The following is a 16,241-nucleotide window of genomic DNA, read 5'->3' on the forward strand; positions in this document are numbered from 1 at the left end:
GGGGTGGGGGGGGGGGTTTTTGTTGGTTTTTATGGTGGTTTACACCCCTAATTACCACTCACGACCTCTTGGCGGCGGCAGACCCGGCCATCCGGACCACCCGGCCACCTGCGGGGTGCGCCTGGGTGGTCCAGGTGGGCTGAAAGGCGCTTTCGTCTCCTCTGGCGCGGCGAAAGGGACTTTCCTCGCGTCAGACGCCAGGAAAGTCCCTTTCAGCCCGCGCGCCGATCGTTGGATCCAGGTCAGTTCACGTACCACTCCAGGCGGGCCGTGTCCGGGGCGAAGGAAGTGACGTCCGCGCACACCTTGTGGTCCACCACCAGGCCCGTGGTCCGGCAGAACCGGGAGACCCGGGTGTCCAGGGCCGGCGCGGGAGTGAAGTTCCTGGCCAGCAGGTGCTCGCGGAGGACCTCGGGCGCCCCGGTACCAGCGGTCTCCACGACCTGCCAGCACTGGTGGGATCCGCAGTCGAAGCGCTGCTCGGTGATTGCCAGCTGGGCCGGGGCGGGCGTGACGCCCTCGTCTCCCGGTGGGGCCTCGTACGCCGCGAACAGGGAGGCCCCAGCGAAGAGGAATCCCGCGCACACCAGTGACGCCAGGCGGGCACCGCCGCGGCGGGCGGCGATCGCGCACACGACTGCCGCCAACGTCGTGTGGAGCCAGTAGACCTCGATCTTCGCCGGGACCCAGCTCCCGGCCAGGCCCAGTTCGCGTGGCAGCACGAACCACGCCATGAGCGCGAGCAGGACCGCCCCGACCGCCAAGCCGGTGCGGGGCGTGCGGGCCAGTGAGCACCACACCACCACCGGCAGCAGCGCGAACGTCCCGGCGATCACGTGCTTCCACGAGAACGCGGCGATGACCACCGCGGGCACCAGGACGGCGATGCGCCACCAGTGCGGTTTCACTCCGTCGAGTGTCATCCGGCCATTCTTCCGGCCGCCGATAAGCTGCGGTCATGGGGGAACCGATCCGGGTGATGGTGGTGGACGACCAGCAGGCCGTCCGGGAAGGCCTTGTTGCCCTGCTGGGGCTGGTCGACGGCGTCGAGGTGGCCGGGTCGGCCGCCGACGGGGCCGCCGCGCTCGAACTGGCCGCGCGGCTGGAACGGCTCGACGTCGTGCTGATGGACCTCAACATGCCGGTGCTGAACGGGACCGAGGCCACCGCACGCTTCGCCCGCGAACACCCCGGCGTCGCCGTCGTGGTGCTGACGACCTACGCCGACGACGAATCGATCACCGGCGCACTCGCCGCCGGGGCGCGCGGGTACCTCACCAAGGATGCCGGCCGGGCCGAGATCGGGGCCGCGCTGCGGGCCGTGGCCGCCGGGCAGCTGACCTTCGGCGCCGACGTCTCGCGGCAGGTCGCGACCGCGCTGGCCGGGGCGGGGCGGCCGCGCCGGGAAGCGCTGCCCGACGGGCTCACCGCGCGCGAGGCCGAGGTGCTCGGCCTGATCGCCACCGGGCTGAGCAACGGGGAGATCGCGGCCGAGCTGTTCATCGCCGAGGCGACCGTGAAAACGCACATCAACAACGCCTTCGCCAAGATCGGCGTGCGCAACCGGATCGAGGCCATGCGCTACGCCACCAGCCGCGGCCTCACCACCTAGGGTCCTCGTCGCGCCGGCCGTGGCGCTCGACGAACTGCTTGGCCTGCTCGTAACGCCCCGCCTTCTTCAGGGCGAACACGACCACGCCGAGCAGCAGGATCAGCAGGACGATCCCGCCGCCGATCAGGGCGTACCGCAGCAGCATGAATCCGATGACCTCACCCATGACGGGCTCCCTCGCAATCGACGACCAGCGACCGGGAGAACGCTAGGGCCGCACCCGGGTGGAAGAGGACCTCCGCCGGGTGGAGATCAGGGTGGAGACGCCTTTTGTATCGCCGGTCACGGCGCGTACTTCCCCCGGTGGGGGACGCTACGCTCGATCGGGTGGTTTGAAATCACGAAGAGCCGCAGTTCATTCACCCGGCTTCACCAGGTGTTTCACTCTGTCCCGCTTCTAAGCTCACCACATCCGTCTGCATTGGACAGTGGCCGACCGGGCCCGGCTGTGTGGAGTGAAATTGAAGAGACAACTGGCTTTCGGGGCGGTCCTCCTGCTCGCCTCGACAGTGGTGCCGTGGGTTGCCACGGCCGGGCCTGCCCTGGCCGACGCCTCGGACGGTGCGTTGACCGTCCGTGTGGTGCGTGACCTCAACGGCAACGGCAACTACGAGCCCGCGCTGGAGACCGGCGTGGCCGGGATCCCGGTCAAGGTCACCGACCCCGCGGGCGCCACGGCCGCCGGCACCACCGGCGCCGACGGCACCGTCAAGGTGGCGACCACCGGCCTGGCCGGCGGCAAGTACCGCGTCGAAGCGAGCATCCCGGCGTCCATGCCGTACCTCAAGCCCGCCCCGGCGGGCGGCTCGCTGAGCAGCCTCACCGACTTCGTCGACGTCTCCGGCGGCAAGGCCGCCGCGCTGACGATGGGGGTGTGGAATCCAGCCGACTACTGCCAGGACAACCCCGACCTGGTCACCGCCTGCCAGCGCAACGGCATCGCGCCCGGCATCGATCCCGCGGCGCGCTCGCTGATCACCTTCCCGTTCACCGCGCGCGGCACCACGACCAAGCCGGCACAGCTGGCCACCCAGGGTGACACCGGGACGGTCTACGGCATCGCCTACCGCAAGCAGGACAAGCGCGTCTTCTCCAGCGCGTTCGCCAAGCGGGCCACCGCCTACGGTCCCGGCGGCACCGGCGGCATCTACGTGACGAACACCGCCACCAAGGCCACCTCCCTGTTCACCAAGGTGCCGAACACCGGCACCACCGCGCACGCCATGCAGACCGACTTCGACCTGCCGTTCGTGAACGTGGTGGGCAAGGAAAGCCTCGGCGCGATGCGGATCAGCGAGGACGGCAGCACGCTGTTCGTGGTGAACCTGGCCGACCGCAAGCTCTACACCTACGACGCGACCGCGGCGACCGCGACCGCGCCGAAGGCCAGTTACCCCATTCCGGACCCGGGCTGTCCCGCGGCCGGGGACTGGCGGCCGGGTGGGCTCGGTGTCCACGACGGTGTCGTCTTCGTCGGCGGGGTGTGCTCCGGCGAATCGACGCAGAAGCTGTCCGACATGCGCGTGGTGGTCCGGGCCTTCGACGCCGCCGCGGGCACGTTCGGCGCGGTCCTCGTCGACCACCCGCTGGACTTCAAGCGCGGCGACACCCTGTGGCAGGGCAGCGACACGAACTTCTGGAACCCGTGGCAGTCGAAGTACCAGCCGCCCGCCCCGCGCGCCGGGCACCTGCTGGCCCACGCGGAGCCGCTGCTGACCGACATCCGCGCCGAGGCCGGGGGCGACCTCGTGCTCGGCTTCCGCGACCGGTTCGGCGACCAGGGCGGGCACGACATGCCGCCGTCGTCGGCGTCGGCCGACAAGTTCGACACCGTCAGCGGCGGTGACCTGAACCGGGTCTGCCGCCAGGCCAACGGAAGCTACGTGTGGGAAGGGTCGGCGGGCTGTCCCAGCAACAACACCGCCGACGCCAACGGCGGTGGCGAGCCGACCGACGTCGCCGAGTACTACCCCGGTGAGTACTTCAGCGACACCACCCACGGCAAGCCGCACAACGAAACCGCGCAGGGCGGCATCGCCGTCGTGTACCCCGCCGCGCGGATGCCCGCGACGATCATGGACCCGACGGCGATCAACACCGGCGGCATCGGGTGGTTCGACCGGGCCAAGGGCACGATGATGAACGCCGACTACTCGAACAGCTACCTCATCAACGATTCGAGCACCGAAGGGTGGGCCAAGGCCAACGGCCTGGCCGACCTCGAGGCGTTGTGCGACAACGCGCCGGTCCAGCTGGGCAACCGGGTGTGGTTCGACACCAACGGGAACGGCGTCCAGGATCCGGCCGAGCCGGCGGTCGCCGGGGCCAAGGTGCTGCTGCTGCCCTGCAACGGGACCGGAGCGGCACTGGCCACGAAGACCACCGGGGCCAACGGCGAGTACTACTTCGGCGCCGCGGACGGGCTGAAGGCCGGTACCTGCTACACGGTGAAGTTCGACTACTCGGGCGTGAACACGGCCACGCTGCCTGGCGCGCCACCGTTGTCGAGTATCAAGTGGACAGTGCCGAAGGCAGGCGGGAACCCCACGCTCGACTCCGATCCCGACCCGGCCACCGGCACCGTGAAGGTGACGATGGGCCCGGCGGGTTCGGTCGACCACACCGTCGACGCGGGGCTCGTCGCGCCGCGGGACCGCCTCGGCGACTTCGTGTGGGCCGACACCAACGGCAACGGCCTGCAGGACCCGGGCGAGCCCGGTGTGCCGGACGTGCCGGTCGTGCTGAAGGACGGCACGGGCAAGCAGCTGGCGACGACGAAGACCGGCGCGGACGGGAAGTACCTGTTCGACAACCTGCCGGACGGGCAGTACCAGGTCTGCTTCGACCTGAAGACGCTGCCCGCGCAGTACGCCGGTTACGTGGCGACGAAACCGGACGCCGGGGACGACACGAAGGACTCCGACGCCGACCCCGCCACCGGCTGCACCCCGGTGACGACGCTCGGCCCGGACAAGCGCGAGGACCTCACCCTCGACGCCGGGATCCGGCCGTCGAACCGGCTCGGCGACTTCGTGTGGGCCGACACGAACGGCAACGGCCTGCAGGACGCCGGTGAGCCGGGCGTGCCGGACGTGCCCGTCGTGCTGAAGGACGGCACCGGCAAGCAGCTGGCGACGACGAAGACGGGTCAGGACGGGAAGTACCTGTTCGACAAGCTGCCCGACGGTTCGTACCAGGTCTGCTTCGACCGGACCAAGCTGCCGGCGCAGTACGCCGACTGGCTGTGGACCAAGGCGAACGCCGGCGACGACACGAAGGACTCCGACGCCGACACCTCCACCGGCTGCACGCCGGTGACGACGCTCGGCCCGGACAAGCGCGAGGACCTCACCCTCGACGCGGGCCTGGTCGCGCCGCGCAACCGGCTCGGCGACTTCGTCTGGATCGACACGAACGGCAATGGCCTGCAGGACGCGGGTGAGCCGGGTGTGCCGGACGTGCCGGTGGTGCTGAAGGACGGCACGGGCAAGCAGCTGGCGACGACGAAGACGGGGCCGGACGGGAAGTACCTGTTCGACAATCTGCCGGACGGGTCGTACCAGGTGTGCTTCGACATCGCGCACCTGCCCGCACCGGTGGCCGATTTCCGGCTGACCAAGCCGAACGCCGGGGACGACACGAAGGATTCGGACGCCGATCCGGCGACCGGCTGCACCCCGGTGGTGCCGCTCGGCGTGGGCCAGCGCGAGAACCTGACCCTGGACGCGGGCCTGGTCTCGCCGCCGAACCGCCTCGGCGACTTCGTGTGGGCCGACACCAACGGCAACGGCCTGCAGGACCCGGGTGAGCCCGGTGTGCCGGACGTTCCGGTGGTGCTGAAGGACGGCACGGGCAAGCAGATCGCGGCCACCAGCACCGGGCCGGACGGGAAGTACCTGTTCGACAACCTCCCGGACGGCGCGTACCTGGTCTGCTTCGACCGGACGAAGCTGCCGGCGCAGTACGCCGACTGGCTGTGGACCAAGGCGAACGCCGGCGACGACGCGAAGGATTCGGACGCCGATCCGGCGAGCGGGTGCACGCCCGTGGTGCGGCTCGGCCCGGGTGCGCGGGAGAACCTGACCCTGGACGCGGGTCTGGTCCAGCCCCGCAACCGGCTCGGGGACTTCGTGTGGATCGACCGCAACGCCAACGGCCTGCAGGACGCCGGGGAACCGGGTGTGCCGGATGTTCCGGTCGTGCTGAAGGACGGCAGCGGCAAGGAGATCACGACGACGAAGACGGGTCCGGACGGGAAGTACCTGTTCGACAACCTGCCGGACGGGTCGTACCAGGTCTGCTTCGGCGTCAAGCAGCTGCCGGCGCCGGTCGCCGACTACCGCCTGACCAAGCCGAACGCCGGGGACGACGCGAAGGATTCGGACGCCGATCCGGCGACCGGCTGCACCCCGGTCGTGCAGCTCGGGGTCGGCAAGCGCGAGAACCTGACCCTGGATGCGGGACTCGTCGCGCCGCCGAACCGGCTGGGTGACCTCGTCTGGTCCGACGTCAACCGCAACGGCCTGCAGGACCCGGGTGAGCCGGGCGTGCCGGACGTCACGGTCGTGCTGAAGGACGGCAGCGGCAAGCAGATCGCCACGACGACCACGGGCCCGGACGGGAAGTACCTGTTCGACAACCTGCCCGACGGGACGTACCGGGTCTGCTTCGACCGGGCGAAGGTGCCCGTGCAGTACGCGGGTTACCAGTGGACGAAGCCGAACGCCGGGGACGACGCGAAGGACTCCGACGCCGATCCGGCGACCGGGTGCACCCCGGACGTCCCGCTCGGCGTGGGCAAGCGCGAGAACCTGACCCTCGACGCGGGCCTGGTCGCGCCGCGGAACCGGATCGGGGACTTCGTGTGGTCCGACGTCAACGGCAACGGCCTGCAGGACCCGGGTGAGCCGGGCGTGCCGGGCATCCCGGTGGTGCTGAAGGACGGCAGCGGCAAGCAGCTGGCGGACACGAAGACCGACCGGGGTGGGAAGTACCTCTTCGACGACCTGCCCGACGGGTCGTACAAGGTGTGCTTCGACACCGGTGACCGCAAGCTCACCAAGCCGGACGCCGGCCCCGACGACACCAGGGACTCCGACGCCCAGCCGTCCGACGGGTGCACCCCGCTGGTGACCGTCGGCCCGGCGAAGCGCGAGGACCTGGGTCTGGACGCCGGTCTCCTGACGGCGTCGGGCCCGGCCAAGGCCCGGCCGCTGTCGAGCACCGGGTTCCCGGGTGACTGGCTGGCCGCCCTCGGCGGCCTGGCCGTGGCGGCGGGTATCGCCGCGCTGATCGCGGCCCGGCGGGCACGCCGGACCGAGTGACCGCACGGGGGTGGGCGCCCTTCCGGGGGTGCCCACCCCTTGACCGTCAAGCCGTGAATGGCCCATGCACAGACTTCAAGTCCGTGAATGGGCCATTCACGGCTTTTCTGGTGGGCTTCAGCCGAGGAGGGCTTGGCCGAGGGGGACTTCCGGGCTGAAGCCCGGCAGGATCAGGAACGTTGCCGACGCCGTTGTCGTCGCGAACTTCAGGAGGGCGTCGCCTTCGCTCATCCGGTGCTGGGTGGCCACGAACGTGCGCAGTTCCTTCTGGAACGAGATGAACAGCAGGCCGTCGTCGGCGTTGTACGAGCGGCGCAGCATCACCCCCGCGCCCACGGTCAGCGGGTGGGCCCGCCGCACGTGGGCGTCCGCCGGGATGAGGTACTCGCCGTCCGGGGTTTTCGCGCCGAGGTCGAGGTCCGGGCCGGACAGCGGTTCCGCCGTCGCCTTGCGGCGGCCGATGACCTGCTCCTGGCGGGACACCGGCAGCGCGTGGAAGGCCGCCGTGTCCAGCCGCATCGCGCGGACCACCGCGATCGTGCCGCCGCGGACCGCGGGCGGGCCGTCGAGCCACACGTTGGCGGCCAGCTCCGCGTCGCCCTTGGGCAGCACGATCCCGTCGGCGAAGCCGAGCACGTTGCGGGCGGAACCGTCCGAAGCGGACGGTCCGCGGAAGCCGGTCCGCCGCCAGCGCGGGGCCAGTCCGGTCCCGGCGGTCAGTTCGGTCACCGCGAGCGCCGCGGTCAGCTGCTCGTCCGCGCACACCTGCAGCAGCAGGTCGCCGCCGCGGTGCGCGTCGTCGGCCTGGTCGCCGGGGAACACCGGCAGGTCCTGCGACCCGGGCAGGCCCGGCGGCACCAGCCGCGGGCCGAGGCCCACGGTGACGGTGAGCCGGGCGGCGGGCAGGTCCGCCAGCGCCGAGTCGCCGCCCGCGCACAGCGCCGCGGCACGCCTGCCGAGCGCGGCCAGCAGCGGGGCGAGCCGGACGTCGCCGGGAACGTCCCAGACGGACAGGTCGACGTGCCGCTGCGGTGGCGACGGCCGGGCGATCCCGGCCTGCTGCGTGCCGAAGGCGGCGACCACGTCCGGGTCGGTGGCGGCGGCGGAGGAGCAGGCGGACAGCAGCCCGGCGGCGCCCGCGCCGAGCAGCACCGAACGGCGGGACAGGGGAGTGACCACGCGCGGATTGTGCCGTTTCCCGCCGCCGGGAACGACAGATGTCACTCCACCAGGTGGCATTTCGCGTCGTTGGGCCATCCCGGCGGCCCGTGCTCCTATTGTTTCGCCGTGCGTGCGCTTCCCGTCGTCCTGCTCTGCGTGCTGGCCGCGGCCGGGTGCGCTTCCGGTCCCCGGCCGGACACCGCCGGTCCCGCGACCATCCGGGTGCCGCAGGACGCCCCGACCGTCCAGCAGGCCGTGGACTCCGCCCGTCCGGGTGACCTCGTGCTCGTCTCGCCCGGCGTCTACCACGAATCGGTGCGCGTCACCGTGCCCGACCTGGTGCTGCGCGGCACCGACCGGAACCGTGTGGTGTTCGACGGCGAGGTCCGCCGCCCCAACGGGATCGTGGTCACCGCGCCCGGCGTCGCGGTGGAGAACCTGACCGTCCGCAACCACACGCTCAACGGCGTCCTGGTCACCGGGATGGCCGACGAGTCCGGCGGGCTGGCCCGCGGCAGCGACGGCTACACGCGGCTGAACCCGGCCGAGTTCCCGCCGGTGCAGGGCTTCCGCGTCTCGTACGTGACCGCGAGCAACAACGGGCTGTACGGCGTGTACGCGTTCGATTCCCAGCACGGGCTGATCGAGCACAGCTACGCGTCCGGCAGCGCGGATTCCGGGTTCTACGTCGGCCAGTGCAGCCCCTGCGACATCGTGGTGCGCGGCAACGTCGCCGAGCGCAACGCCGTCGGCTACGAGGGCACGAACGCGTCCGGACGGATGGCCGTGGTGGGCAACCGGTTCGCCGGCAACCGGGTGGGCGTGTCGACGAACTCCGACTACCAGGAGGCGTTCGTCCCGCAGCGCGACGCGGCGATCGTGGGCAACGTGGTGGCGTCGAACGCGGAACCGGGCAGTCCCGCCCAGGCCGACGGCGGGTTCGGCGTCGGCATCGGCATCGCGGGCGGCACGCGCAACCTGGTGGCGCGCAACCTCGTCACCGGCAACCCGGGCGCGGGGATCGCGCTGGCGTCGGCCGAAGACCTGGCACCGCTGGACAACCAGCTGGTGGGCAACGTGCTGTCGGCCAACGGCGTGGACGTGGCGTACGCGGCTTCGGACCGGGCCCCGGGAAGCGGGAACTGCCTGCAGGACAACGTCCTGACGAGCACGGCCCCGGCGGGGATAGCCGGGACGATGGCCTGCCCGTCCCACCCGGCCACGGCCGCGGGGGTGCGGCTGACCCTGCCGCCGGCACCACGCGGAGTGCCGTTCCCGGACGTCACGGCACCACCCGCGCAACCGGACCTCCCGGACGCGGCGACGGCCCCACCACGGCCCGCGCGCGACCTGCCGGGGCCGGTCGATCTCGCCGGTTACGGCGTGCCGGAGCCTGCTCTGCTTGCCGAGTATGCGGGGGTCAAGCGGTGAACGGCCGCCCGCCGGACGTCATGAACGACTCGTTCATGACGCCGGACGTCATGAACGACTCTTTCCTGACGTCCGGTGCCGGGACCTGGCGCCAGGGCATGGGCCGCCGTCTCGTGGCCCTCGCCGCGGTGGTGCTGGTGGCGGCCTGTGGCGCCCCGGAGCCCCGGCCGCTGTCCGCGGCCGAAGCCGAACGGCTCGCGCTGGTCCGCTTCACCAACTACCGCACCCGGACCGCGAACTTCACCGCCACCGTGCCGACCGGGGCCGGGCCGATCGCGCTGCACGGGCGTGTCGACTTCGTCGAACACCTCGGCTACGCCGAGATGAGCACCGGCGGCCGCCACGACGACTCCTCCGCCGGTCTGCTCCAGTGGACGCCGTCCGCGGTGGCGTTCCGGGGCGGGGCGGGCCTGCTCGCCACCGACCCGCCGCCTCCCGACCGCTGGCACTTCCGGCCGCTGCAGCCGGGCCCGGAGCTGGACACCGCCCTGCGGCTGCTGCTCGGGCTGGGCACCGACCGGCCGGACAACGTCCAGCTGCTGCGCCAGAGCTCGGCCCGCTGGGTCCGCACCGACAGCGTCGACGGCACCCCGGTCGACGTGCTCGACGGCCCGCAGCCCGCCCGCGCGGCGCAGACCGCGGCGCGGGTGCAGTACTGGCTGGACGCGGGTGGCGCACTGCGCCGGGTCGAGGCCCGGATCGGCGACCGGCCGGACCCCGTCGTCGTCACCTTCGCCGCGGCCGGGCCGCCGGTGCCCGCCCCGGTGTCCGTCTTCCCCCGCTGAGGCCGTTCAGTCCACTGTGGCCGGTCGGCGACGTCGAACAAAATCGACGGCCGGAGTCGAATATCGTCGATGGCACAAGGGAACAGCTCGACCCTATGGCGGCGGATCGGGCGCGGTCAAGGCGTTGCGCCGGGCGTCGGCGGGGCCTTACCGTTCCTTTGGATCACTGTGGCCCCGACGTGGGAAGGTACCGATGCGGATCTTCGTCGCTGTCCTGATGTTGCTGGGCCTGGTCGCCGCCCCCACGGCGACGGCGAGCGCGGCGCCCGCCGCCCCGCAGGCACACCACGTCGGGTACGACCGGTACTCGCTCACCGTCGACGGCCGCCGGGTCCTGCTGTGGTCCGGCGAGTTCCACTACTTCCGGCTGCCCAGCCCGCAGCTGTGGCGCGACGTCCTCGAGAAGATCCGCGCGGCCGGGTTCACCGGCGTCTCGCTGTACTTCCACTGGGGCTACCACTCGCCGGCGCCGGGGGTCTACGACTTCAGCGGCGTCCGCGACGTCGACCGGCTGCTGCGGATGACCGAGGAGCTCGGGCTGTACGTCATCGCCCGGCCCGGCCCGTACATCAACGCCGAGACCACCGGCGGCGGCTTTCCCGCGTGGCTCAAGACGGTCGACGGGCGCGCGCGGTCGAGCGACCCCGGCTACACCGCCGCCTACCGGGAATGGCTCGGCAAGATCAACCCGATCATCGCCCGCCACCAGGTCACCCGCGGCGGCTCGGTGATCGCCTACAACGCCGAGAACGAGTACGCCGTCAACGTCGACCCGGCCTACATGACGCAGATCCAGCAGCAGGCCAGGGCCGACGGCATCGACGTGCCGATCGTGCACAACAACTGCTGCAACGCCGACCTCGCGAACTGGTCGTCCGGGCCGGGCGCGGTCCAGATCCCCGGCGTCGACGACTACCCGCAGGCGTTCAACTGCGCCGACCCGGGCACGTGGGGGACGTGGGGCGAAGGCGTCACGCGGCGGCTGCGGGACGACGCCCCGGTCTACGCCGCCGAGTACCAGGGCGGCGCGATCGACAGCGCCGGGGCCGGCTACGACAAGTGCCGGGAGCTGACCGGCCCGGACTACATGAAGGTCTACTACAAGTCGAACGCCATCGGCAGCGGCGCCACGATGTTCAGCTACTACATGCTCTACGGCGGCACGTCGTGGGGCTGGCTGCCGCAGCCCAACGACGTCTACACCTCCTACGACTACGGCGCGGCGATCACCGAGTCCCGCGGTCTGACCACGAAGTACGACGAGTTCAAGCGCCAGGCCTACTTCATGACCACGATGGCGCCGCTGACCAAGACCGACCCGGCGGCGGCGCCGAAGCCCGCCGACCCGGCCGTGTTCACCCAGGCGCGGGCCAACCCGGACACGCGGACGCAGTTCGTCCTGGTCCGCCATCCGGACCGCCGCACGGACACCGACGTGACGACGACGCTCGACTGGTCGACTCCGGACGGCGACTACCAGGTCCCGGTCCGGGTCGGCGGCCGCGACGCGAAGATCCTCGTCGCCGGCTACGACCTCGGCGGCCAGCGGCTGGTGTACTCGACGTCGGAGATCCTGACCCACGTGACCACGGGCGGCCGTGACGTCGCGGTGCTCTACGGGCGCGAAGGTGAGCAGGGGAGGACGGTGCTGCGGTACGCGTCGGCGCCGTCGGTCCGGGTGCTCGACGGGGACGTGCGCAGCTCGTTCGACGGCAAGGACCTGCGCCTGGACTACACCCACCACGGGCTGGCCAGGGTGCTCGTCTCCGGCGGCGGGCGGCCGCCGCTGCTGCTCCTGCTCGGCACGGACGAGTCCGCGGCCCGCTTCTGGCGGATGAACACCGAGGCGGGACCGGTCCTGGTCAACGGCACGTCCCTGGTGCGCGACGCCCGCCTGGACGGCGACCGGCTGGCGCTGCGGGCGGACACGGACGCCGCGGGCGAGGTGGAGGTGTTCGCCCCGGCGCGGCACCTGGTCGTCGACGGACGGTACGTCGCCACGCGCCGCACCCCGAGTGGTTCGCTGCTGGGCTCGCTGCCGGGGCCACGCGCGGTGACGTTGCCGGAGCTGACGGACTGGCGGTACCGCGCCGAGCCGCCCGCCACGGGCGACGACGGCTGGACGGTCGCGGACAAGACGACGACCGCGAGCCCGACCAAGCCCAAGACGCTGCCGGTGCTCTACGCCGACGAGTACGGCTACCACTACGGAAACGTCTGGTACCGCGGTGACTTCGTCGCCGACGGAACCGAGAAGACGGTGTCGCTCAACGCGATCACGGGCAAGGGCGGAAGCTATCTGGTGTGGCTCAACGGCCGCTACCTCGGCTCGGCGGCAGGCGGAACGCAGGCGGATTCGGACGCACCGGTGAACCCGGACCCCGGCCGCGGCGACTTCGCGGTCCCGGCGGGAACCCTGGTCAAGGGCCAGCCCGCGCGGCTGTCGGTGCTGGTGACGAACATGGGCCACAACGACGACTGGACGGCCGACGACACGCGGTTCAAGCAGCCACGCGGCCTGTTCGGCGCGTCGGTCGGCGACGCGAAGATCGCGTGGAAGATCCGGGGAGCGGTCGCGGACGCCGAGCGCGGTCCGCTGAACGCCGGCGGGCTGTACGGCGAGCGCCAGGGCTGGCACCTGCCGGGCGGACCGGCCTGGCGGGACCGCCCGCCGTCCACAGTGGAACCCGGTGTTTCGTGGTACCGCACGGGGTTCCGCCTGGACACGCCGAAGGACCAGGACGTCTCGGTCGCGCTGCGGTTCGGCGAGCGGGCCGGGAAGTACCGGGTGTTCGTGTTCCTGAACGGGTGGAACATGGGGCAGTACGTGAGTGGCGGGCCCCAGCGGGACTTCGTGCTGCCGAACGGAATCCTCAAGTCGTCGAACACGCTCACTCTGGCGGTCGTTTCGGCCGACGGCGGGGCGGGGAGCCCGGTGCCGGTGAGCCTGGTGGCGCTGGGCAACCACTGGACCGGCGGGCTCAGGTAGGCCGGGGGGACAGGCCCGTCGCCGGGCCTGTCCCCGTTACGCGTGGAGCTTGCGGAAGAAGTCCCGGACGTCCCCGGCGAGCAGGTCCGGCGCCTCCATCGCGGCGAAGTGGCCGCCACGGTCGAACTCCGACCAGTACCGGATGTCGTACAGCCGCTCGGCCAGCGGCCGGACCGACTGGGTGATGTCGTGCGGGAACACCGCCACCCCGACCGGGACCGGGCACTGCGCACCCGTGCCCCGCGGGGTGTCGTGGTGCAGCCGCGCCGAGGAGGCCGCCGTCGCGGTCAGCCAGTACAGCGAGACGTTCGTCAGGATCTTCTCGTCGGCGATGGGCGAGCGCGGGTCCGTCCAGTGGGCGAAGCGCTCGGCGATCCAGACCAGCTGCGCCACCGGCGAGTCGGTCAGGGCATAGCCGATCGTCTGCGGCGTGAGTGCCTGCAAGGCCTGGTACGGCGGGCGGTTCGCCATCAGCTGCCGCACCTTGTCCACCCGCGCTTCGTCCGATTCGGACAGTGCAACACCCTCGACGGGCCGCGTCGGCAGGTAGTTGACGTGCACACCGACGACGTGCTCGGGCGCGACCGCCCCGAGAGCCAGCGAGATGCCGGCACCGAAGTCACCACCCTGCGCACCGTAACGCTCGTAGCCCAGGCGGTGCATCAGCTCGGCCCACGCCCGCGCGATCCGCGTGCTGTCCCAGCCGCGTTCGTGGGTCGGCCCGGAGAAGCCGTACCCCGGGATGGACGGGATGACCAGGTGAAAGTCCCGTGAGAGGGGCTCGATCACGTCGAGGAACTCCAGGAACGACCCGGGCCAGCCGTGGGTGAGAACGAGCGCCAGCGCGTCCGGGTTGGCTGACCGGACGTGCACGAAGTGGACGTTCTGGCCGTCGATCTCGGTGGTGAAGTGCGGCAGCTGGTTGAGTTTCGCCTCGTGCGCGCGCCAGTCGTAGCCGGTCCGCCAGTACTCGGCGAGTTCCCGCAGCCGGGCGAGCGGGAAGCCGTAGTCCCAGCCGGCGTCGCTGACTTCGTTGGGCCAGCGGGTACGGGCGAGACGGTCGGCGAGGTCGTCGAGGTCGGCCTGGGGGACGGCGATGCGGAACGGGGTGATCATGGGAACCTCCGGGAATTCGTTGGTGAGACCAACTGTAAAACCTGGAGTTAGGTAGAGGTCAACACCTGCGCCGGGGTGCGTTTTCCTGCCCGATCGGCCGCACTTTGACCGGGCCCGGACCGGGCCGCTGCCTGGTGCACTGGAGTCACCAAGATCGTCCGGAGGAGGGAACGGCGTTGAAACGACTGACATGGCGGCTGGGAGCGGTCCTGCTGTCCGCGGTGGCGTCGCTGGGGCTGCTGGCCGGCCAGGCGCACGCGGACACGACGGTCGACGACAGCTTCGAAGGCAATCCGGCGGACCGCTGGGGCGGAGTGCCGTGGGGTGACGGGAGCAACGGCTTCGACATCGGCCGTGGCCTGGCCCGCACCGGCGCGAACAACGGCTGGCTGCTGGCGGAAAACGGTGGTTCGGCGCTGGCCAGGAGCATCTTCTTCCCCCGCTCGGCAGGCCAGTGCGCGGCGCAGATCTACGCGAAGCCCAGCACGGACGACACGTTCATGGTGCTGGAGGTCTGGGGCCTGGACCCGGACGGCTCCGGAGTCTACGACTGGCGGCGCCGCAACTATGCCGAGTACCGGCTCAACGCCGGCGGCTACCAGCAGCTGCCGTTCGGGGTGACGGCGTCGACGTTCGGCGGAACCGCTCAGCTGGACTACCGCGTGTTCCTCCACGGCGGCGGCCCGGGCCGGCTCAGGATGGCCCGGCTGGACGACTTCTCCGCCCACTGCTGGTGACCGGTCAGCGCCACAGCAGGAACGCCACGGCAGGGGCGGCGCCGAGCACAAGACAGGGCACCCCGGCCCGCAACAGCATCCGGCCATCCGCACGCCGGGCAGTCCAGACGGCCACCGTCCCGGCAAGCGCAGTCCACGCCGCCGCGGCGCCGAGCACCGCGAACGTGCCTCCGGAGCCCGTCCAGTCGCGCTGACCGCGGGTCAGGGCGAAAAGCAGCAGCAGTGCGCCCCCGGCGGCGACCCCCAGCGCGACCAGCAGGCCGCCGAGGGCCGTAACCGCGGCTCGGGTGTGGTCTCGGGGCATGTGGGGCACCGTACCGAACGGCGAAGCGGCGGGTGCGTGGACCGCACCCGCCGCCGCTTTCCCCGGTACCTAGCCGAAGTTCACGTCACTGCACCACATGTACGTCTGGTCCTGGTGCGACGCTTGCCAGATCGTGAACACGACGTGGTGGCCGCGGTAGGCGCCGGACGTCTGGACGGTGAACGTGATGTCCTTGGCGGGGGCGTACTTCCCGGTCTGCGTGATGAAGTCCAGGTTGCCCCAGCCGAGGCGCTGGGTGGCCGGGTCGTAGCCGTTCTTGCTGACGTAGACCCGGAAGTAGTCGGCTCCGTGACTCGCCTGGTCGTACAGGTGCATCGAGAACGTGCTGCCGATGCTGGTGGTGCGCCACGGGCCCGGGGTGTTCAGGGAGTTGTTGCGGGACAGTGCGTTGCTGCACAGCTGACCGTCGGGGGTCGAGCCCTGGAAGTTGCCCTTGAGGCCGTCCCGCAGTGCGCTCATCCAGTTCCACATCGTGTCGGCGTTGGCCTGGAAGGCCTGCCAGCACATCGGGTCCTGCTGCTGCATCGCGGGGTTCGTGTGCTGGCTGCCCCAGTCCTTCCAGCACTGGTAGGCGCGGGTGGCGGGGCCGACGATGGTGCCGTGCGCCGAGGCGGGCGGGGCCCAGGCGAACAGGCCGGCCAGCACGGCGGCGATCAGGACGAAGATGCTTCTCCGCCGGGCGGGGGAGCCGGCGGCAGTGCGCATACGCATGGATGGGTCTCCATTCTCGGCGATGAGCGGTGGTGATCCATCTGGGAGCG

12 protein-coding genes are annotated in these 16,241 nt (G+C 71.4%); 6 read left to right on the forward strand and 6 right to left on the reverse strand.

From position 1 onward, the window contains the following. Nucleotides 1-242: 242 nt before the first annotated feature. A complete protein-coding gene (locus tag ABJI51_RS24735) occupies nucleotides 243-923 on the reverse strand; it encodes a hypothetical protein (protein WP_348953784.1) in 681 nt (226 codons plus the stop codon). Between the two features lie 35 nt (nucleotides 924-958). Between ABJI51_RS24735 and ABJI51_RS24740 the strand changes: the two genes are divergently transcribed. After that, a complete protein-coding gene (locus ABJI51_RS24740; protein WP_348953785.1) occupies nucleotides 959-1,612 on the forward strand; it encodes a response regulator in 654 nt (217 codons plus the stop codon). On the opposite strand, the gene ABJI51_RS24745 is transcribed toward ABJI51_RS24740, so the two are convergent. Beyond that, entirely contained in the window at nucleotides 1,602-1,778 is a 177-nt protein-coding gene (locus tag ABJI51_RS24745) for a hypothetical protein (protein WP_348953786.1), read from the reverse strand. The two genes, ABJI51_RS24740 and ABJI51_RS24745, sit on opposite strands and share 11 nt — an antisense overlap. Before the next feature lie 295 nt (nucleotides 1,779-2,073). Between ABJI51_RS24745 and ABJI51_RS24750 the strand changes: the two genes are divergently transcribed. Beyond that, on the forward strand, nucleotides 2,074-6,936 hold the full coding sequence (locus tag ABJI51_RS24750) for an SdrD B-like domain-containing protein (protein WP_348953787.1): 4,863 nt from the start codon (nucleotides 2,074-2,076) through the stop codon (nucleotides 6,934-6,936). Nucleotides 6,937-7,053: 117 nt separating this feature from the next. On the opposite strand, the gene ABJI51_RS24755 is transcribed toward ABJI51_RS24750, so the two are convergent. Further along, nucleotides 7,054-8,115: a Dyp-type peroxidase gene (locus tag ABJI51_RS24755; protein ID WP_348953788.1), complete on the reverse strand. Its 1,062-nt coding sequence runs from the start codon at nucleotides 8,113-8,115 to the stop codon at nucleotides 7,054-7,056. 108 nt (nucleotides 8,116-8,223) lie between these two features. Between ABJI51_RS24755 and ABJI51_RS24760 the strand changes: the two genes are divergently transcribed. The 3 genes from ABJI51_RS24760 (at nucleotide 8,224) to ABJI51_RS24770 (ending at nucleotide 13,302) form a co-directional block, all read left to right on the forward strand. Then, nucleotides 8,224-9,528, forward strand: a complete 1,305-nt coding sequence (locus ABJI51_RS24760) for a right-handed parallel beta-helix repeat-containing protein (protein ID WP_348953789.1) — start codon at nucleotides 8,224-8,226, stop codon at nucleotides 9,526-9,528. Next, nucleotides 9,525-10,313: a hypothetical protein gene (locus ABJI51_RS24765; protein WP_348953790.1), complete on the forward strand. Its 789-nt coding sequence runs from the start codon at nucleotides 9,525-9,527 to the stop codon at nucleotides 10,311-10,313. The genes ABJI51_RS24760 and ABJI51_RS24765 overlap by 4 nt, the downstream gene beginning before the upstream one ends. Nucleotides 10,314-10,506: 193 nt before the next feature. After that, nucleotides 10,507-13,302 (forward strand): beta-galactosidase, encoded by a 2,796-nt coding sequence (locus tag ABJI51_RS24770; protein ID WP_348953791.1) that lies wholly within the window; start codon nucleotides 10,507-10,509, stop codon nucleotides 13,300-13,302. Between the two features lie 36 nt (nucleotides 13,303-13,338). Here ABJI51_RS24770 and ABJI51_RS24775 read toward each other — a convergent pair whose 3' ends face one another. Beyond that, on the reverse strand, nucleotides 13,339-14,418 hold the full coding sequence (locus ABJI51_RS24775; protein ID WP_348953792.1) for an epoxide hydrolase family protein: 1,080 nt from the start codon (nucleotides 14,416-14,418) through the stop codon (nucleotides 13,339-13,341). Nucleotides 14,419-14,594: 176 nt separating this feature from the next. On the opposite strand from ABJI51_RS24775, the gene ABJI51_RS24780 reads away from it, so the two are divergent. Beyond that, on the forward strand, nucleotides 14,595-15,155 hold the full coding sequence (locus ABJI51_RS24780) for a hypothetical protein (protein ID WP_348953793.1): 561 nt from the start codon (nucleotides 14,595-14,597) through the stop codon (nucleotides 15,153-15,155). A gap of 4 nt (nucleotides 15,156-15,159) precedes the next feature. On the opposite strand, the gene ABJI51_RS24785 is transcribed toward ABJI51_RS24780, so the two are convergent. Next, entirely contained in the window at nucleotides 15,160-15,459 is a 300-nt protein-coding gene (locus ABJI51_RS24785; protein ID WP_348953794.1) for a hypothetical protein, read from the reverse strand. 69 nt (nucleotides 15,460-15,528) lie between these two features. Further along, nucleotides 15,529-16,191 (reverse strand): lytic polysaccharide monooxygenase auxiliary activity family 9 protein, encoded by a 663-nt coding sequence (locus ABJI51_RS24790; RefSeq protein WP_348953795.1) that lies wholly within the window; start codon nucleotides 16,189-16,191, stop codon nucleotides 15,529-15,531. Between the last annotated feature and the right edge of the window lie 50 nt (nucleotides 16,192-16,241).

The sequence above is a fragment of the Amycolatopsis melonis genome (genome assembly GCF_040064235.1).
In the GTDB taxonomy this organism is placed as follows: Bacteria; Actinomycetota; Actinomycetes; order Mycobacteriales; family Pseudonocardiaceae; genus Amycolatopsis; species Amycolatopsis melonis.